16 protein-coding genes and 1 pseudogene are annotated in these 18,887 nt (G+C 71.5%); 8 read left to right on the top strand and 9 right to left on the bottom strand.

The genetic code is table 11. From position 1 onward, the window contains the following. Positions 1-173: 173 nt before the first annotated feature. A complete protein-coding gene (locus tag TTY48_RS04615; protein ID WP_220656383.1) occupies positions 174-878 on the top strand; it encodes a hypothetical protein in 705 nt (234 codons plus the stop codon). Continuing rightward, complete coding sequence (locus tag TTY48_RS04610) at positions 875-2,458, top strand: DNA polymerase Y family protein (RefSeq protein WP_220656382.1); 1,584 nt, start codon at positions 875-877, stop codon at positions 2,456-2,458. Before TTY48_RS04615 ends, TTY48_RS04610 begins: the two co-directional genes overlap by 4 nt. 2 nt (positions 2,459-2,460) lie before the next feature. On the opposite strand, the gene TTY48_RS04605 is transcribed toward TTY48_RS04610, so the two are convergent. The 3 genes from TTY48_RS04605 to TTY48_RS04595 form a co-directional block, all read right to left on the bottom strand. Further along, the gene (locus tag TTY48_RS04605; RefSeq protein WP_220656381.1) at positions 2,461-3,885 is read right to left on the bottom strand and encodes a hypothetical protein; all 1,425 of its coding nucleotides are present in this window, start codon (positions 3,883-3,885) and stop codon (positions 2,461-2,463) included. A gap of 90 nt (positions 3,886-3,975) precedes the next feature. After that, positions 3,976-5,244: a serpin family protein gene (locus TTY48_RS04600; protein ID WP_220656380.1), complete on the bottom strand. Its 1,269-nt coding sequence runs from the start codon at positions 5,242-5,244 to the stop codon at positions 3,976-3,978. 56 nt (positions 5,245-5,300) lie between these two features. Beyond that, complete coding sequence (locus tag TTY48_RS04595) at positions 5,301-6,206, bottom strand: amidohydrolase family protein (RefSeq protein WP_308443053.1); 906 nt, start codon at positions 6,204-6,206, stop codon at positions 5,301-5,303. Positions 6,207-6,380: 174 nt separating this feature from the next. On the opposite strand from TTY48_RS04595, the gene TTY48_RS04590 reads away from it, so the two are divergent. Beyond that, positions 6,381-6,878, top strand: a complete 498-nt coding sequence (locus TTY48_RS04590; protein WP_220656379.1) for a MarR family winged helix-turn-helix transcriptional regulator — start codon at positions 6,381-6,383, stop codon at positions 6,876-6,878. Here the strand turns inward: TTY48_RS04590 and TTY48_RS04585 are convergent. Further along, the gene (locus TTY48_RS04585) at positions 6,846-7,889 is read right to left on the bottom strand and encodes an NAD(P)/FAD-dependent oxidoreductase (protein WP_220656378.1); all 1,044 of its coding nucleotides are present in this window, start codon (positions 7,887-7,889) and stop codon (positions 6,846-6,848) included. The two genes, TTY48_RS04590 and TTY48_RS04585, sit on opposite strands and share 33 nt — an antisense overlap. A 44-nt stretch (positions 7,890-7,933) precedes the next feature. Here TTY48_RS04585 and TTY48_RS04580 point away from each other — a divergent pair, with 44 nt between their 5' ends. Continuing rightward, on the top strand, positions 7,934-8,476 hold the full coding sequence (locus tag TTY48_RS04580; protein ID WP_220656377.1) for a TetR/AcrR family transcriptional regulator: 543 nt from the start codon (positions 7,934-7,936) through the stop codon (positions 8,474-8,476). Here TTY48_RS04580 and TTY48_RS04575 read toward each other — a convergent pair. Further along, the gene (locus TTY48_RS04575; RefSeq protein WP_220656376.1) at positions 8,454-9,014 is read right to left on the bottom strand and encodes a GNAT family N-acetyltransferase; all 561 of its coding nucleotides are present in this window, start codon (positions 9,012-9,014) and stop codon (positions 8,454-8,456) included. The two genes, TTY48_RS04580 and TTY48_RS04575, sit on opposite strands and share 23 nt — an antisense overlap. Further along, a complete protein-coding gene (locus tag TTY48_RS04570; RefSeq protein WP_220656375.1) occupies positions 9,001-9,330 on the bottom strand; it encodes a YnfA family protein in 330 nt (109 codons plus the stop codon). The genes TTY48_RS04575 and TTY48_RS04570 overlap by 14 nt, the downstream gene beginning before the upstream one ends. An 84-nt stretch (positions 9,331-9,414) precedes the next feature. Between TTY48_RS04570 and TTY48_RS04565 the strand changes: the two genes are divergently transcribed. The 3 genes from TTY48_RS04565 (at position 9,415) to TTY48_RS04555 (ending at position 13,541) form a co-directional block, all read left to right on the top strand. After that, positions 9,415-12,696, top strand: coding sequence for an error-prone DNA polymerase (locus TTY48_RS04565; protein WP_220656374.1), 3,282 nt, complete (start codon positions 9,415-9,417; stop codon positions 12,694-12,696). Positions 12,697-12,792: 96 nt separating this feature from the next. Continuing rightward, positions 12,793-13,122, top strand: a complete 330-nt coding sequence (locus tag TTY48_RS04560) for a nuclear transport factor 2 family protein (protein WP_220656373.1) — start codon at positions 12,793-12,795, stop codon at positions 13,120-13,122. Continuing rightward, a complete protein-coding gene (locus TTY48_RS04555) occupies positions 13,119-13,541 on the top strand; it encodes a DUF4440 domain-containing protein (RefSeq protein ID WP_220656372.1) in 423 nt (140 codons plus the stop codon). The genes TTY48_RS04560 and TTY48_RS04555 overlap by 4 nt, the downstream gene beginning before the upstream one ends. A gap of 2 nt (positions 13,542-13,543) precedes the next feature. Here the strand turns inward: TTY48_RS04555 and TTY48_RS04550 are convergent, their stop codons facing one another. Next, positions 13,544-14,509: a patatin-like phospholipase family protein gene (locus TTY48_RS04550; protein ID WP_220656371.1), complete on the bottom strand. Its 966-nt coding sequence runs from the start codon at positions 14,507-14,509 to the stop codon at positions 13,544-13,546. Next, positions 14,506-15,102 (bottom strand): CHAP domain-containing protein, encoded by a 597-nt coding sequence (locus TTY48_RS04545; protein WP_220656370.1) that lies wholly within the window; start codon positions 15,100-15,102, stop codon positions 14,506-14,508. Before TTY48_RS04545 ends, TTY48_RS04550 begins: the two co-directional genes overlap by 4 nt. Positions 15,103-15,143: 41 nt before the next feature. Between TTY48_RS04545 and TTY48_RS04540 the strand changes: the two genes are divergently transcribed. After that, positions 15,144-15,377, top strand: coding sequence for a DUF167 domain-containing protein (locus TTY48_RS04540; protein WP_220656369.1), 234 nt, complete (start codon positions 15,144-15,146; stop codon positions 15,375-15,377). Between the two features lie 12 nt (positions 15,378-15,389). Here TTY48_RS04540 and TTY48_RS04535 read toward each other — a convergent pair. Next, positions 15,390-18,775: pseudogene (locus TTY48_RS04535) on the bottom strand (pyruvate carboxylase). Positions 18,776-18,887: the final 112 nt, after the last annotated feature.

Here is an 18,887-nt window from a genome sequence, read left to right as displayed (position 1 = left end):
AAACGGGAGCGGGAACAGCTCTCTTGACGCCGATCGGCACCCGGTCGTACTCTTGAATCAATCGAAAACAGTTTCGAGTCGCGTCTTCCCCGCGGCTCCGCCGAGGGTGGTGAACCTCCGGCGGAAGAGAACCTAGGGGAGGGGTGCGACAGGTGATCAACAGGCTTTCCGCGGTGGATTCCGGCAGTCGCGAGGAGAAGCTGGCGGAGCTGCGCAAGCGGCTCGCGGCGCTTCCGGAACGACATCAGCCGGCCGGTTCCCGCAGGCTCGCCGCGGCATCTCAGGAGCCGGAAGCGGGCTCATCGCACCAGTTCACTCAGGGTGTGCTCCCGGTGCATCCGGAACTGGCCCGGCTGCTTCCGGGTGGTGGGCTGCCACGCGGCAGCGTGGCCACCGTCGAGGGCGCGGCCTCGCTCGGCGTCTCCCTGGTGGCCACCGTCACCGCGGCGGGGGCGCGCGTCGCGCTGTGCGGGGTCACCGGCTTCGGCATGGCCGCGGCACTCGAACAGGGGGCCGATATCGAGCGCATCGCGCTCATCGAAGGCCCGCTGGCCGATCCGGTCTCCGTGGCCTCCGTGCTGCTCGACGGTGCCGATGTGGTGCTCTGCGGGCTCGGCGGTATCGCCGTCCCGCCCAGCCGCGGCCGGGCGATCACGGCGCGGGCCCGCTCCAAGGGTGCGGTCCTGCTCGTGACGGGCGGCCGCTGGGAGGGCGCCGCCCTGCACCTCGGTGCCCGCGTACAGGGCTACGCCGGGCCGGGCGGCCAACCGGGCCGGGGACGCATCCGCGGCATCGACCTCGCCTTCTCGGCGCGCGGCCGCGGCTGCCTGAACCCGTACCGCGGCCTGTCGGAACCGCGTGCGGCGGTGGCGCGATGAGCGAACGCGAACAGCGGATACTGGCGTTGTGGTGCCCGGACTGGCCGGCCGCGGCCGCCGCGGCCGATGTCGATCTACCGCCCGATCACCCCGTGGCGGTCCTGCACGGTAACCGGGTGATCGCGTGCAACGCCGCCGCCCGTGCGGACGGGGTGCGGCGCGGTATGAAACGCCGGGACTCGCAGGCGCGCTGCCCGGACCTGCACGTGACGGCGGCGGACCCGGGGCGCGATGCGCGGCTCTTCGAACCGGTGGCGGGTGCGGTGGCCGCGCTGATTCCGCTCATCGAGGTGCTGCGTCCCGGGTTGATCGTGATCCCGGCCCGCGGCGCCGCCCGCTTCTTCGGCGGTGAGGAGCAGGCGGCGGAGAAGCTGGTGGACGCCGCCTCCTCGGTGGGCGCCGAGTCCCTCGCCGGGGTCGCCGATGAGGTCTTCACCGCGGCGCTGGCCGCCCGCACCGGGGTGATCGTCCCGCCCGGAGGCTCGGCGGAGTTCTTGTCCCCGTTGGCCATCGCCCAGCTCGGTGCCGAGCCCGCGCTGTCCGCGGAGGACCGCACCGAGCTGATCGACCTGCTGCGCCGGTTGGGTGTGCGTACCCTCGGCGCCTTCGCCGCGCTCTCCACCTCGGACGTGGCCACCCGCTTCGGTGTGGACGCGATCGCCGCGCACCGTCAGGCCCGGGCGGTCGCCGATCGGCCGCCGTCCACCGCGCCCCTGCCGCCGGGCCTCGAGGCGGAACTGCAGCCCGATCCGCCGATCGACCGGGTCGACGCCGCGGCCTTCGCCGGCCGCGCGCTGGCGGCCGAACTGCACCGGAAGCTGTCCGCAGCCGGGGTGGCCTGCCTGCGGCTGGAGGTCTCGGCCGTCGCCGAGAACGGGGAGCGGCACACCCGCATCTGGCGCTGCGCGCAGCCGCTGACTCCCGACGGCACGGCCGACCGGGTGCGCTGGCAGATCGACGGCTGGCTCACCGGTGGCCGCGGCCGCTCGGGCGGCCCGGGCGCACCGATCACGCTGCTGCGGCTGGAACCGGTCGAGGTGGTCGATGCCGGGGCGCTGCAGGCCGGCATGTGGGGCGACGAGGGCGACGGTGCCGCCCGCTTCCGCCGGGCACTGGTGCGGGTGCAGGGACTCCTCGGCGGGGAGGCCGTGCGGGTGGGGACGCGCAGCGGCGGCCGCGGTCCCGCCGAACAGGTCACCTGGACTCCGCTGGGCGACGAGGCGGTGCCCGCCCGAGACCCTGCGGCACCCTGGCCGGGCCGCATGCCGGAGCCGGCACCCGCGGTGCTGCTGTCCGGGGCCGCGGTCGCGGTGACCGATGCGGCGGGCTCCCCGGTGCGAGTCACCGAGCGGGGCGCCTTCACCGCCGAACCCACCCATCTGACCTGGGGTAGCCGCGGGTGGACACTGCGCTGGTGGGCCGGGCCGTGGCTGGTGGACGAGCGGTGGTGGGAGCCCGGCGCCGGAACCCTGCGCGCCCGCGCCCAGGTGCTGCTGGAGCCGACCCCGAACAGGGACGACGGCCGCGCCCTACTGCTGCGCTACGCCGACGGTTGGGAGGTGGAAGGAGTGTACGAGTAGAGCTAGCTCGAACTGCCGGAGATCGATACCGACAGCCACGGATTGGTATCGGTGGAACGGTCGATCGCGAAACGTCGCCGGCCGGACTTGCTGCGCTTCCCCGGCTGGTCCGTCGCCTCGGCCTGGGTCTCGTTATCGGAGTGCGACTGTGCCGCAACGCCTGCCAATGTCGCATCAGCCGGCGGTGCCACGCGCCGCGAACCGGTCGGCTGCTCGTCGGCCTGCGCCTGATCGATCGTGAAGATGTCGCCCGATGTGGTCGCCGCCGCGAGTGCGGGGAGGGGGAGGCCGCGGGGCGTGGTGTCGGGTGCGGTCTCGGCACCGCCCGGATCGGCCGCCTCCGGTTCTCCGGCGGCAACGTCGTTGAGAGCGCCGTCGTTGAGAGCGCCGTCGTTGAGAGCGCCGTCGATGAGAGCGCCGTCAGTGGGTGCCGCGTCGGTCAGGGTCTCGTCGGCTGCGGCGCGGCGGGCCAGACGGTGCGACAGGGCGAGCGAGAGCAGGTAGGTCAGGATGCCGGCGATGCCACCGACGATGAGCGCCCACGCCAGGGGCCGGGCGGTGCCCGGGTCCGGAGCGGGGGCGGGAGCGTCGGTCACCGACCGCAGGCGGGTCTGGGTGAGGGCGAGCTGCCCGTCGATCGCGCCGAGCGCGGTCTTGAGCTGGCCGACGCCCGTGGTGAGGTTCGCGACCGACTCGTTGACGTCCTTGCGGGCGCTCGCCAGTTTCCCGAGACCGTCGCGTAGCTGCCGTGCCGCGCTGCGCGCTGAGGCCAGCGACGAGTCCGCGTTGGCGGACGCACTCGACAGGCTGGCCGACATCGAGGAGAGCGTGCCGCGCAGCCCGGCCACATCGTTGAGGGCGCCCACGCCCTGGGAACTGCTCAGCGCGCGGTCGAGCTGCGCCACTGCCCCGGCCGAGCCGGGCGACGGGTTCTCCACCAGCCGCTGCCGCAGCACCACCAGCGTGCCCCGGGTGCCGGCCGCCACCTGCTGCAGGCCCTGCGTGCGATCGAGAGCGCCGCCCAGCGCCACGGACGCGCGGCTCACCTGGTTCAGGGCCACCGACAGTGACGATGCCTCGTCGAGCCCCGTCACCAGCTGGTCGGCGCCCTGCTTCGCGGTGTCGATGCTGTCGAAGATCTGCGGTACCGCGCCCGCCGAGGTGTTCAGTCCCGCGCTCGCGGAGGTGAGGCCGTTGGACACGAGGCCGAACAGGGCCCGTGACTCGTCGGCCGCCTTGAGTGCCACCCGCGTGTTCTCGGCGTTGACCCGTTCCTGCTCCGGCGCGGGAGGCTTGGTGCCCGCGGCCACGAGGAAGGCGGTGCCGCCGGCGACGAGCGCCACCATGACGGCGAGGAGCGCGGTGCCGGTGAGGGCCCAGGCCGAACGAGCCGCAGCGCGAAGCGCGCGGGTCCAGGTCGAGGTCATGACCTCAACCTTAACCTGAAGTGGAGGGTTTAGCGAAAGATTAATCCGGGTAGACTTTTTGGAGACCGAATCTGCGCTCGCCGAAGGAACTCAGGACCCGGGGCGGTTCACCGTGCCCATGAGGAGGGAGAGCCCGGTGGCCGTGTCCACCACCGCGTAGGCGAACGCACGATCCGCGACGAAGGGCGCGGGACCGGGCGGCGGATCGAGTGCGGCGGATGCCGTAGCCGAGTCCGACGCCGTTCCCTTCTCGCCCACGGTCAGCACCGCGGCCGCGCGGGCATCGGTGAGTGTGGGCGCACCGTCGGCGATCCCCGTCAGTCCGTGTCCGCCCGGGAGTACGCCGGTCACGCCCAGCGCGCGCAGCGGCTCGGCCAGGCCCGTCCACGACGTGCTGCGCCACTTGGGGAGCGAGACCTCATGCGCCGCCACAGGCGCCGCGGCCAGCGCCAGGCGCGCCGCGGTGAACCGCGATTCGGCGGTGATATCGGCGAGCGGGACGCCGGGGTTGGGCAGCAGGATCTGCAACGCCAGCGTGCCCACGCCGTAATCGAGTTGCAGTGCGGTGAAGCCGTCGCCACCCGCGACCCGGGCGGGAACGGTCCCCCGCATGGTGGGCAGTTCGACCACACCGCCGTCGACCGCGGTGAAGGGGCGCGGCCGGGTGTTCGCCGCATCGAACGGATACCGCCACGCTACCGCGAGATAGGCGGTGGTGGCCGCAGCGAGCCGGGTGTCGTGATCGGTGCGCAGCGGCGACGAGGTCAGCGTGCTGCCCGTGTTCACCGCCACCCACTCGCCCAGGGGCGCCCCCACTCCACGGTCGAAGTCGACGGGGTACACACCCGTCCCGTAGTTCGTGGCGAGGGCCTCCAGGTACGACTCGCGCACTGCGGGTTCCTTCGCCGCCAGCAGTGCCACCTGCGATTGGAACAGGGGTGCGGCCGGCGGCGATCCCGCCGGCACGGTTCCCGGGTCGCCCGCCCACTGCGCGGTCTGCCCCGTGAGGGCCGCCATCGCGCGGGGCAGATCCCGTGCCGCACCCAGGCCCGCCGCATCGAGCTGGGCCGCCGTCGCACCGTCGGCTCCGGCGCGGAGCATCCCCAGCAGGGACAGCGCCCCCCACGGGGAGACCGCGGTGGCGCTAGCGCGGGGATCGGGTTCCGCGAGCCGGGCGCCGATCCGGGTGGCCGCGTCCACCAGCGCGGCCACGTCGGTACGGGCGTCGTCGATGCCCACCTGGTTGAAGGCCGCCGTCGAGCGATCCAGGGCGAGCGGACCGGGCTCCGGCTGCGCGCCGCTGCACGCCGTGAGGGTGCCCGCCGCGAGCAGCGCGATCGCGGCCCGTCGGATGTGCATGCGCCCATCGTATCGACGGAGCTCCGCCGGGCCCCGGCCGCGGCACCGCGTGGTGCTCACCCGTCGTGCCCGAGCAGTCTCCGCCCGTTGTGCCACAGCACCTTGCGCATCCACTCGTCGCCGAGGTCGAGGCGCGCGAGACCGAACAGCTGATGCGCGTACTGATAGGGGATGTTCGGGAAGTCGCTGCCCAGCACCACGCGATCGGCGAGCCCGGCGAGCCGCTCCCGGTAGCCCGGCGGCATCGGCGCGAGTTCCTCCGTGAAGTCCGTCGCCGCCATCGTGGTGTCGAGGTGGACGTTCGGGAAGCGTTCGGCGAGATCGGCGAACTGGTCGTACTCCGGCATGCCGAGATGGGCGATCACCAGCGTCAGCTCCGGATGCCGGCGCAGTGTCTCGGCGACGTGAGCCGGCCCGGTGTACGGACCCTCCATCGGACCGGACCCGGCGTGGATCACCACGGGCACCCCGGCGTCCGCGAGGGCATCCCAGGCCGGATCGAGCAGCGGATCGTCGGGGGCGAAGACCCCCACCTGGACGTGCATCTTGAACAGTCGGGCACCGTCGGCCAGCGCGGCGGCCACGTAATCGCCCACTCCCGGTTCGGGATACAGGGTGGCGCAGTGGATCCCATCGGGAACCCGGCGGGCGAAATCGGCGCACCAGGCGTTGAGCCACTGCGCCATCCCGGGCTTGTGCGGGTAGCACAGCGCGGGGATCTCACGCACTCCCATGCCGCGGATCAGGTCGAGCCGGGTGTCCTCGTCGAACCGGTACGTGACCGGCCACTCCCGGCCGTATTCGACATCGGCGCGGTCGAAGAAGTCCCAGACCTTCGCCAGCATCGGCTCGGGGAGGAAATGCACATGGATATCGGCGAGGCCGGGGAGGCCGAGCGCCTCCAGGTACGCCGGGATCTCGGCGTCGGTCCGGGGTCCGGGGGTGGTCTGAGAGCCGCTCACCGATGCCAACTTACCGACCGGTCCGAACCGCTGTCCGGCGAATCCGCTCGCGGCGATCGGGCGATCAGCGACGTCGAATCGATGCTCGTTTCCGGCTCGCGGCGGCGTATACAGTGGGGTCACGCGTCATTCGAGAAGCGCGGTGACGCCGATCATTCATGGGGGTGAATCATCGTGGGCCCGACCGACGACGTGCGATGGCTGTCCGACGCCGAGATGTCGGCGTGGCTTCCGCTGATCAACATCGCGATGCAGTTGCCGGCGAAGTTGGACACCCAGCTGCGGACCGACTCCGGTCTCACGCACTACGAGTTCATGGTGATGGCGCAGCTCTCCCAGGCGCCGGGGCGGCGGATGGGCCTGTCCGCGCTGGCCGAGGCCGCCAACTCCTCGCCGTCGCGGCTGTCGCACGTCCTGCGCAAGCTCGGGGAGTCGGGCTGGCTGGTGCGGCACGCGGCCGGCCGGTCGGCCTCCGCGGAACTGACCGACGCCGGTTTCGCGGTCCTCGACTCCGCGGCCCGCACGCACGTCGCGGAGGTGCGGCGCCGCGTCTTCGACGACCTCGACCCGGGTGATGTGGATGCCCTCGCCCGGATTCTGCCCAAGGTCAGCGCTGCCCTGGTCGATCGGCCGGAGAGCTCAGGCGACAGCGGCGATCCCGCGCAACAGTAGATCGCGCGGCGCACGCAATCTGCTGGTCAGCGCGGTGTAGCGCATCGCCCGTGACAGCAGCATCGTCCGTTGGCCGGCGAGCCTGCGGGCGCGTTCGTAGCCGGCCAGGGCCGCCGACGCGTCGCCGGAGAAGGTGTCGGCCGCACCGAGCGCATCGGCGAGGGCGGCGGCGTCGAGCAGCGTCTCGCACGCGCCGCGGCCGAGGTTCGGCGCCATCGCGTGGGCGGCGTCGCCGATCAGCGCCACGTTGTCACGGACGATCCGGGGCAGCCGGGGCAGATCGCGGGAGCGGTAGTGCAGCGCCGACTCGACCTCGATGCCCTCGATCGTCTCGATCACGCGGGGGTCCCAGCCGCGGTACGCCGCACGGAGGAAGCCGCGCGGGTCGGCGTCGGGATCGGGACATGCCGCCGGTATCGCCGCCGGATCGAACTCGGCGTACCAGTTGATGAAGCCGCCGTCGCGCGGTGTGACACCGAACAGTCTTCCGGGGCCCCAGTATTCGGTGAAGACATCGGTGCTGCCGGGGCATCTGCCGATGAGCACGTCCACGCCCAGCGGGCGCGGCTCCACCACGTGTCCGAGCACGTGCGTGCGGGTGATGCTGTTGATCCCGTCGGCGCCCACGATCACGTCGTGATCGAGCCCGTCGAGATCGGTGCGGCGCTCGCCGAACCGGACGGCGGGGGCGGCCGCGGCGAGGGATTCCAGCAGCCGCGGACGGGAGATGATCACGGTGGCGCCCTTCGCTTCGACCCGGGAACCGAGGCGGTGCCCCTCCGCGCTGCGGATCTCGGCGAACCGCTGATCGATGCCGATCTCCCGCACGCGCTCCCCGGCGCCCGCCCGGTCCAGGACGGCGAGCGCCTCGGGCCACATCCCCAGTGCGGTCCCGGTACCGGGCAGTGACGGTGCCCGCTCGAAGACCTCCACCTCCCAGCCCTGCTCGGTCAGGAGTGCCGCGGTGGCGAGTCCGCCGATGCCGCCGCCGATGATCGCTGCTGTTGCCATGGATCCAACGTACTACAAATGTAGTGACGGTACTGTCGGACCGCATGGGACGACGGGAAGAGGTGCTCGACGCGGCGATCGAGGTGGTGGGCACCCGCGGGTTGCGCGGCCTCACGCATCGCGCCGTCGACGGTGCCGCCGGTGTGCCGGCGGGCACCACGTCGAACCATTTCCGGTCGCGAGCTGCGCTGGTACGCGGGATCGTCGACCGGATGGTCGAGCAGGACCTGGCCTTCTGGGAGGGCTTCGACGGAGGCGTCGATCTCCCGGTCGACGAGGTGACCGAGCGCCTCGTCGACTACGTGCGGTGGTCGGTCGGGCCCGGCCGGGTGCGCGGCGTCGCGCGCCTGAACCTGTTCGCGGCGGCGGCCGTCGACCCGGAACTGCAGGAGCCGCTCCGCCGCGGGCGCGCCGCCGTCGAGGCGGTGGGGATGGCGATCGGCGCGAGCCTGGGGCTCGACGGTGCCGCCTCGGCGCTGGTGATGGATGCGACCGACGCGGTGGTCATCCGGCAACTGGCGCTGCCGGCGGAGGATTTCGATCCGCAGCCGCCGCTGGCCCGGCTCATCGCCTCCCTGCGCGCATAGCGGGCCGGTCCCGGTTGCTGGGGATCTCGTAGATCAACTCCAGCCCGTCTTCCTCGTCGATCTGCGAGCCCACCTGGGCGAACCCGTACTGGGCGATCAGTGCCGACGATGCCGTGTTGTCCGGTGCCACGGTGGCGCGCACCGTCCGGACCGACGGTTCCCGGGCCGCCCGGTCGAGAAGGAATTCGAGGGCGCCGCGGGCGTATCCGCGGCGGCGGTACTCCTCGTCGACGGCGTATCCGATCTCCACGGTGCCCGCGGCGTTCGGCGGCGCGTGGTAGCCGGCGCGCCCCACCACGAGACCCAGATCGCCGTCCACGATCGCCCCGGTGATCCAGTCCGCGCTGGCCGGGTCGTCACTGATCTGTCGGTCGCGTAACCGCCACAGGCGCACCGACTCCGGTGTGATGAACGAGGCCGGAAGGTGGTGCTCGCTGAACCGGTTCGCGCGCCGCAGATCACCCGCGGCGAGCGCCGATACCGTGCGGGGGTCGAGTTGTTCGACCAGGACGGCCGCGAGCGGTTCAGCGCGGCGCATACATGATCACCGCCACGCCGACGAGCGCGATCAGGGCGCCCGTCACGTCCCAGCGGTCGGGGCGGAAGCCGTCCACCGCCATCGCCCACAGGAGTGAACCGGCGATGAAGACGCCGCCGTAGGCCGCCAGGATCCGGCCGAAGTCCGCGTCCGGCTGCTGCGCCGCGACCACCCCGTACAGGCCGAGCGCGATCACGCCCGCGCCGATCCACAGCCACCCGCGGTGTTCCCGGATGCCCTGCCACACCAGCCATGCGCCGCCGATCTCGAACAGCGCGGCCACTCCGAACAGCAGGATCGACTTGGTCACCGTCACGGTGTCCACTCTAGGTGGGGAGCCCCTCGCGAGCGACGTTCGATACGAAGTGTGAAATCGAACATGTGAGCGTATGCTGAAGGGGTGGGTTGGAGTAACGGGCCCAGCTGGGCGGAGATGGAGCGGGTGCTCTCGGGGCGCGCGCCGGCGCGGCGGGAGGAGCCCCCGGGCGACGGTGGTGATTCGCCGGCCTGGTCGCGCAAGCGTGAGCCCTACGTGCCGGGCGAGCGGGGGCCCGGCGTCTCCCGGGTGCCCTACGCCGAGCTGCACGCCCACACCGCGTTCAGCTTCCTCGACGGCGCCGCGCAGCCCGAGGAGATGGTGGAGCAGGCGCACGCCCTGGGGCTGAAGGCCCTCGCCGTCACCGATCACAACGGCTTCTACGGGGTGGTCCGGTTCGCCGAGGCGGCGCTCGGCCTGGGCGTGCCCACGGTCTTCGGGGCGGAACTCTCGCTCCAGCACGATGCGGAGCGCACCGGCGCGGAAGACCCGGACGGCGAACACCTGCTGGTCCTCGCGCGCGGGCAGGAGGGCTACCGCCGCCTGTCCCGCGCCATGGCGCAGGCGCACATGGAGGCGGGGGAGAAGGGGCTGCTGCGCTTCCATCCGGACCGCCTGGCCGAGTGGTCCGGCGGGCACTGGCACATCCTCACCGGCTGCCGCAAGGGTGCGGTCCGGCGCGGGCTCGACGCCGCGGGGCCCGACGGTGCGGCGGCCGCCCTGGCGCAGCTCCTCGACCGGTTCGGTCCCGACCGGGTCAGCATGGAACTCACGGTGCACGGCGTCCCCGAGGACGATGAGCGCAACCACCTCCTCGCCGGGGTCGCCGCCAGGATGGGGGTGGGCACCGTCGCCACCACGGGCGCGCACTTCGCCCGTCCGGACCAGCGCCGCCTCGCGGCCACCCTGGCCGCGATCCGCGCCCGGCGCAGCCTCGATGAGCTCGACGGCTGGCTGCCCGCGGCCGGGGGTGCGCATCTGCGTTCGGGCGACGAGATGGCGCTGCTGCTGCCGGAGCATCCGGGCGCGATCGCGGGCGCCGTGGAACTGGCGGCCGAATGCGCCTTCAACCTCAGGCTGATCGCGCCGAACCTGCCGCCCTTCGACGTTCCCTCCGGCCACACCGAGGCCACCTGGCTGCGCGAGCTCACCCGCCGCGGAGCGCTCGGCCGATACGGTCCGCCGGAGTCGAATCCACAGGCGTACCGGCAGATCGAGCACGAGCTGAACGTGATCGAGGCCCTCACCTTCCCGGGCTACTTCCTCATCGTGCACGACATCGTGAGCTTCTGCCGCGATGCCGACATCCTGTGCCAGGGCCGTGGCAGCGCCGCCAACTCCGCCGTGTGCTTCGCGCTCGGGATCACCGCGGTCGATCCGGTCCGTAACGAGCTGCTGTTCGAGCGTTTCCTCGCCCCGGAACGCGACGGTCCACCCGATATCGATATCGACATCGAGTCCGACCGTCGGGAGGAGGCGATCCAGTTCGTCTACCGCAAGTACGGCCGCGCGTACGCCGCGCAGGTGGCCAACGTGATCACCTACCGCGGACGGTCCGCGGTGCGCGACACCGCCCGTGCCCTCGGCTATTCCCAAGGGCAGCAGGACGCCTGGAGTAAACAGGTCTCCAGCTACGGCTGGCGCAACGACCCGGTGCCCGACGGGGTGCCCGGCCGCGTGATCGATCTGGCCACGCAGATCGCCGATCTGCCGCGGCACCTCGGAATCCACTCCGGCGGCATGGTTATCTGCGACCGCCCCATCGCCGATGTCTGCCCCACCGAATGGGCCCGCATGGAGAACCGCAGCGTGCTGCAGTGGGACAAGGACGACTGCGCCGCCGCGGGGCTGGTGAAGTTCGACCTGCTCGGTCTCGGCATGCTCAGCGCCCTGCACTACGCGCAGGATCTGCTCAAGCAGCACAAGGGGATCGCCGTCGATTTCGCCGAGCTCGACCTCACCGACGACACGGTCTACGCGATGCTGCGCCGCGCCGATTCCGTGGGTGTCTTCCAGGTGGAGTCCCGGGCCCAGATGGCCACCCTCCCGCGGCTCAAACCGGAGAACTTCTACGACCTGGTGGTGGAGGTCGCGTTGATCCGGCCCGGCCCCATCCAGGGCGGTTCGGTGCACCCGTACATCCGCCGCCGTAACGGGAAGGAGGAGCCGCACGTGGAGCATCCGTCGATGTGGAAGACGCTCAGGCGCACGCTGGGTGTGCCGCTGTTCCAGGAGCAGCTCATGCAGCTCGCGGTGGACGTCGCCGATTTCACCCCGGCCGAGGCGGATCAGCTGCGCCGCGCCATGGGGTCGAAGCGGTCCACGGAGAAGATGGAACAACTGCGCGACCGGTTCTACGCGGGGGCGAAGCGGCTGCACGGCATCGAGGGGGAACTGGCCGACCGCATCTTCGAGAAGCTCGCGGCCTTCGCGAACTTCGGTTTCCCCGAGAGTCATTCGCAATCGTTCGCCTCGCTGGTCTTCTACTCCTCGTGGTTCAAGTGCTATCACCCGGCGGCCTTCTGCGCCGCCCTGCTGCGGGCGCAGCCCATGGGCTTCTACTCCCCGCAGTCCCTGGTGGCCGATGCGCGGCGGCACGGGGTCACCGTGCACGGTCCGGACGTGAACATCAGCCTGCCCTGGGCGAACCTGGAGAACGCCGGACTGGAGGTGCGGCTGGGTCTGGCCGCGATCCGCACCATCGGCGACGAACTGGCCGAGCGGATCGTCGCCGAACGGGACGCGCACGGTGCCTACACGCGGCTCACCGATCTCACCTCCCGGGTGGAACTCACCGTGGCACAGGCGGAGGCGCTCGCCACCTCGGGGGCGCTCGACTGCTTCGGCCGCGACCGCAGGCAGGCGCTGTGGGAGGCCGGGGCGGCGGCGCGTGAGCGACCGGACCGTCTGCCGGGCACCGCGACCGCGGGCGCCCCGCCCACCCTGCCCGGCATGAGCGAGACCGAACTCGCCGCCGCAGACGTCTGGGCCACCTCGGTCACCGTCGGGAAGTACCCCACGGAGTTCCTGCGCCCGAAGCTCGACGAGCTCGGGGTGATCACGGCCGATCGCCTGCTCTCCCTGCCCGACGGTGACCGGGTCCTGGTGGGTGGCGCCGTGACGCACCGGCAGCGCCCCGCCACCGCGGGCGGCGTCACGTTCATCAATCTGGAGGACGAGACGGGCATGGTGAACGTGGTGTGCAGTCAGGGCCTGTGGGCGCGCTACCGGCGGCTGGCGCAATCCGCGCCCGCGCTGCTGATCCGCGGCAAGCTGCAGAACGCCGAGGGCGCGGTCACCGTGGTCGCGGATCGGCTGCAACGCATGGACCTGACGGTGCCCTCGCGTTCGCGCGACTGGCAGTAGGCGTCACAAGGTCCGCTTGTGGGTATCTCGACACCGCGAGTACATAGGTATGGCGAACCTGAGTACGGTGGGAGGCACCCGACGATTGGAGTGAACATGTCAGACGTCACCGTCCCCGAACCTGTCGCGACGTTCATCGCCGCCGTCAACGCCGGCGACGAGCAGGGCTTCTTGAACGCCTTCACCGACACCGGATTCGTCGACGACTGGGGTCGGGTCTTCCCCGACCGGGCCGCGATCAAGAAGTGGAGCGACGGGGAGTTCCTCGGCGCCAAGGGCGTCCTGACACCCGAAAAGGTGACCGTGGACGGATCCACCGTCGTGGTGATCGGCGACTGGCGCAGCACCCACGCGAACGGTCTCAGCGAGTTCACCTTCGCCGTGGACGGCGACAAGATCGCCTCCATGACGATCCGCGAGGGGTGACCGCGCTCGACCCGCGGGACATCGAGCGCGAACCGGATCGCACCACGGCGCGCGAACTGCGCGAGGTCCTCGAGGACCTGCGCCGTCGCGAGCCGATCTTCCACCGCCCGGAGTGGGGAACCACCCGGGAGGATTTCCTCGCCCTCACCGCCCCCGACTTCTGGGAGGTGGGCGCGTCCGGGAAGCGGTACAGCAGGGACTACGTGTGGTCGGTGCTCGAACAGCGATACGCAGATCCGGCGCTCGACGACTGGGAGACCAGCGACTTCCAGGTGCGCGCCACCGGTGCCTCGACCTACCTGCTCACCTACACCCTGATCCAGGGCGACCGGGTCACCCGCCGCCTCACCGTGTGGAAGCGCCGCGAGAACCGGTGGTCGGTGCTGTTCCACCAGGGCACACCCGTCGCCGCCGACTGAAATCAACCGCGATAGCGGCGGAGGGCGTTCTCACGGTCGATCATCCGAGCCGATTCGCGGTGTGCCGGTCCTGCGGCGGAGAGCACGTCCATCGCCGCAGCCCGGCCGAGCTCGACCGCGCGCGAGATGACCGCACCGTCGCGGGACAGGCGCCCCACCTCCGGGCCGTCAGCGGGTGACCAGATCTGCAGCACGGCGTGCTCGGCGATCCGGGCCGCCGGAGCATCGAAACCACTGGGTGCCGCGCGGAAGCGGCGCCGCGCGGCGAAATAGGCGTCCAGGATCAGTGTCTCGCCCCGCGAGGCGCGGGGCGGTGCGGACTCGGGAACCGTCCGCAGCATCACCAGATGCGTGGCGCCCTGCGCGAGCGGCGTCGCGAACGGCACTTTCTCGGCCAGGCCACCGTCGAACCACTCCCGCCCACCGAGCCGCACCGGCGGACCGGCGAGCAACGGCAGCGCAGTGGTCGCCCGCAGAGCGGACCGCAACGACGCGTGGTCGGTGATCAGCGGGGCGAGATCGGCCGCCTGTCGGGTGGCGGCATCCACGGCGAGTGGGTGCAGGGTGATCGGATTCGCCAGGATTGCATCGAAGTTCATCGGCGTCACCGCCGAGTACACCCGCTCCACCAGGTGCCGGGTGTCCACCACGACGCCACCGCGCAGCACGCGGCGCGGGTGCACCACCCGCTCGGCCAGCACATCGTCCCACCCCCACGAAGGCAACCAGGCCGAGCCTTCGCCGGACAGCAACCACGCCGCATTGAGCCCGCCGCCGGACGTGCCGTACACCGCATCGAAGGCGGGGAGCAGACCCAGCTCCTCCACGGCCATCGCCATTCCCGCCGAGTACGCCGAGCGCGAGCCGCCACCCTCGATCGACAGCGCGATCCGCTGCCCGTCGGACCGTTCTCCGGGCCGGCTGCCCTCCGCGATGCGCCTGCTCAACGCGGTGATGACTGAGCTCACCGAACCGGGATCCCATAGCCCACGACACCGGCCGTGTCGGCGTGATCGAAGGTCAGCGCCGTGATCCCGCCCGGCTGGTTACCGCCGACGGTGGTGACCACGCCATCGGCCACCGCCACCACGAAGTTGGTGTGCTGGCCGAACCGATGCTCCGGTGCGTAGAGGACGACGTCGCCGACCGCGGGCACGTAGCCCGCGGGACGGAATCTCCCCTCGCGCTGGAAGTACTCCGTCAGCGTGTACACGCCGGGGATCCTCCACGTGCCCGAATTCGGGTTGCGCACCGCGAGACCGGAATCGCGCAGCACCGTCGAGACGAAATCGGCGCACCACGGCTCGACCACGCCCTCGGAGAAATCGGTGCCCGGCCGGTTCTGCGCGAACTCGCGGCGGAGGTTGTCGACGATCCGCACCCGTTCGGGCGCCAGCCCGTCCGTCTGCACCACGGGGAACACCCGCGGCCGCAGCTCGGCGGGCAGGTGGCGGGTGAGCGGGGTCTCGCGCACCGTCGACAGCCAGAGCACACCGCACGCCAGCAGCACGAGGGCCAACGCCGCCGAAGCGGCGCCGATACCGATTCTCCGCATCCCCATGCGACCACGGTACCGACATCGGGACCTGAGACGATGTGCGCATGAGCCCGCGCATCGTCACGTGCACGATCAAACCCGGGAGCCGTCGTGGCCCCGCGGTCGAGATCGCCGACGACGGTGCGCTCACCCTCATCGTCCGAGAGCCCGCCACCGAGAACCGCGCCAATCAGGCCGCCGTCCGGCTGCTCGCCGATCACCTCGGGGTGCCGAAATCGCGGATCCGGCTGGTGGCCGGACACACCAGCCGTACCAAGCGCTTCGCCGTGGACGACTGAACCACGACGCGGTCAGCCCTCGATCACGGCCACCAGATCGCCGCCGTCCACCTGGGTGGGTCCGGCGAGCGCGACCCGGGAGACGGTGCCGGTCACCGGCGCGGTGATCGCCGCCTCCATCTTCATCGCCTCGATGGTGGCGATCTGATCGCCCACCGCCACCGTCGATCCGGCGTGCACCGTGGGTGTCACCACCCCGGCGAACGGGGCGGCCACGTGGCCGGGGTTCGCCTTGTCGGCGCGCTCCGCGGCGGGCACATCGGCCTGGACCGCACGGTCGCGCACGGCGACGGTGCGCAGCTGTCCGTTGAGCGTGCACACCAGCGTGCGATTGCCGTGCTCATCGGGTTCGCCCACGCCGTCGAGCTTGATCAGCAGTTCCTTGCCGGTCGCGAGCTGCACCCGGTGCTCCTCGCCCTGCCGCAGCCCGTACAGGAACTGGTTGGTGGAGAGCTTGGAGACGTCGCCGAATTCCGCCAGATGTTCGGTGAATTCGCGCATCGGCCCGGGGAACAGCAGGCGGCTCAGTGCCGCTCGCCGCTGCTCGGACGAAGCGGCGAGCTCGGTCGCCTCGGCCTCGGGTACTTCCGTGACGGGCGTCGCCTCCGCGCGCCCTTGCAGGGCGCGGCTGCGCAGCGGCTCCGGCCACCCGCCGGGCGGCGTGCCGAGCTCACCGCGCAGGAACCCGATCACGGAGTCGGGGATGTCGTAGCGCGCCGGATCGGCGGCGAACTCCTCGGCGGAGACGCCCGTGCCCACCAGGGCCAGGGCGAGGTCGCCCACCACCTTCGACGACGGTGTGACCTTCACCAGGCGGCCCAGCATGCGGTCGGCGTCGGCGTAGGCGTTCTCGATGTCCTCGAAGCGTTCCGCGAGTCCCAGGGCTCCCGCCTGCTGCCGCAGGTTCGACAGCTGACCGCCGGGGATCTCGTGGTGGTAGACGCGACCCGTCGGGGCCTTGAGTCCCGATTCGAAGGGTGCGTAGGCGCCGCGGACGGCCTCCCAGTAGGGCTCGAGCGCGCAGACCGCGGCGAGATCGATGCCGGTGTCGCGCTCGGTGTGCGCGGTGGCGGCCACGATCGACGACAGCGAGGGTTGACTCGTGGTGCCCGACAACGGCGCCGCGGCACCGTCGACGGCATCGGCCCCCGCGTTCCACGCCGCCAGGTAGGTGGCGAGCTGTCCGCCCGGGGTGTCGTGCGTGTGCACGTGCACCGGCAGGTCGAACTCGCTGCGCAACGCGCGCACCAGCCTGTCGGCCGCGGCGGGGCGCAACAGCCCGGCCATGTCCTTGATCGCGAGGACGTGGGCGCCGGCCCGGACGATCTTCTCCGCGACGCCCAGGTAGTAGTCCAGCGTGTACAGGGTCTCGGCGGGATCGGCGAGGTCGCCGGTGTAGGAGAGCGCCCCTCGGCGACGGCGGTGCCCGTGGCGAGCACGGCCTCGATGGCGGGCCGCATCTGCTCGACGTCGTTGAGGGCGTCGAAGATCCGGAAGATGTCCACGCCGGTCGCCGCGGCTTCGGCCACGAAGGAATCGGTCACCTGCTGTGGATACGGCGTGTAGCCCACCGTGTTCCGGCCGCGGAGCAGCATCTGCAGGCAGATGTTCGGCATCGCCTCGCGGAGGGTGGCGAGCCGCTCCCACGGATCCTCGTGCAGGAAGCGCAGCGCCACATCGTAAGTCGCGCCGCCCCAGGCCTCCACCGACAGCAGCTGTGGTGTGAGGCGCGCCTCGTAGGGCGCGATCGTGGCGAGGGCGGAGGTGCGCACGCGGGTCGCGAGGAGCGACTGGTGGGCGTCGCGGAAGGTGGTGTCGGTGACTGCGAGTGCCGTCTGTGCGCGCAAGTCGGCGGCGAATCCCGCCGGGCCGAGGGCGGTGAGGCGCTGTTTGGAGCCGTCCGGTGCGGGCGCCGACAGATCCACGGGCGGGAGCTTGTCGGTGGCGTACACCTTCGTCGGGCGCACGCCGTGCGGCTTGTTGACGGTGACATCGGCCAGATAGCGCAGGATCTTGCTCGCGGTATCGGAGGAACCGCGGGCGGTGAGCAGTTCGGGGCGCTGCTCGATGAAGGACGTGGTCACCTTCCCGGCCACGAAGTCGGGATCGGCGAGCACGGCCTGCAGATAGGGGATGTTGGTGGCCACGCCGCGGATCCGGAACTCCGCGAGTGCGCGGCGGGCGCGCACGATCGCCGTCTGCCGGTCGCGACCGCGCGTGGTGAGCTTGACCAGCATCGAATCGAAGTGCGGGCTGATCTCCGCGCCCACCGAGGTGCCGCCGTCGAGCCGGATACCGGCGCCGCCCGGGGTGCGGTACGCGGTGACGCGGCCGGTGTCCGGACGGAATCCGTCGGTGGGGTCCTCGGTGGTGATGCGGCACTGCAACGCGGTGCCGTTGAGCCGGATCGCGTCCTGGGTGAGTCCGAGCTCCGGGAGCGTGGCTCCCGCGGCGATGCGCAGCTGCGCGGCCACGAGGTCGACGTCGGTGACCTCCTCGGTCACGGTGTGTTCCACCTGGATCCGCGGGTTCATCTCCATGAAGACGTGGCGGCCCTGCGGATCGACGAGGAATTCGACGGTGCCCGCGCAGCTGTAGCCGATGGACGTCGCGAAATTGACCGCATCCGTGCAGAGCCGCTCGCGCAGCTCGTCCGAGATGTTCGGCGCCGGCGCCATCTCGATCACCTTCTGGTGCCGGCGCTGCAAGGAACAGTCCCGCTCGAACAGGTGGATCACGTTGCCCGCGGTATCGGCCAGGATCTGCACCTCGATGTGGCGCGGATCGATCACCGCCTCCTCCAGGAAGACGGTGGGATCGCCGAAGGCGGATTCCGCTTCCCGCGAGGCGATCTCGATCGCGTCACGCAGATCGTCGAGCTCGGCCACCCGGCGCATGCCGCGGCCGCCACCGCCGGCGACCGCCTTGACGAAGACGGGGAAGTGCATGTCCTGCGCGGCAGTGAGCAACTCGTCCACATCCGCCGACGGCGCGGACGAGGTGAGTACCGGCAGGCCGGCCGCCCGCGCCGCGGCGATCGCGCGGGCCTTGTTGCCGGTGAGTTCGAGGACCTCCTTCGGCGGGCCCACGAAGGTGATCCCCGCCTCGGCGCAGGCGCCGGCCAGCTCCGGGTTCTCGGAGAGGAATCCGTAGCCCGGATACACGGCGTCGGCGCCGGCGTGCTTGGCGATCCGGATGATCTCGTCGACGCTCAGGTAGGCGCGGACCGGATGGCCCTCCGTACCGATCTGGTACGCCTCGTCGGCCTTCTGCCGGTGCGGGGAGTTGCGATCCTCGTACGGGTACACCGCCACGGTCTTGGCGCCGCTCTCGACGGCGGCGCGGAATCCGCGGATCGCGATCTCGCCGCGGTTGGCCACCAGGACCTTGTCGAACATCGTCACGGCCGGGCCATCGGTGGCTGTCACTGGGGTGCTCCCGTCGTTGTGCGGTGGGGTCGATGCCGGTGCCACGGAGTTCGCTGCGCCGCCATGCCGAGTCTCACGCGTA

Origin of the sequence: Tsukamurella sp. TY48 (assembly GCF_019656655.1) — a bacterium.
GTDB lineage: Bacteria > Actinomycetota > Actinomycetes > Mycobacteriales > Mycobacteriaceae > Tsukamurella > Tsukamurella strandjordii.
The sequence above is the reverse complement of the archived record's forward strand: the minus strand, read 5'-3'. Positions and strand labels throughout refer to the sequence as shown.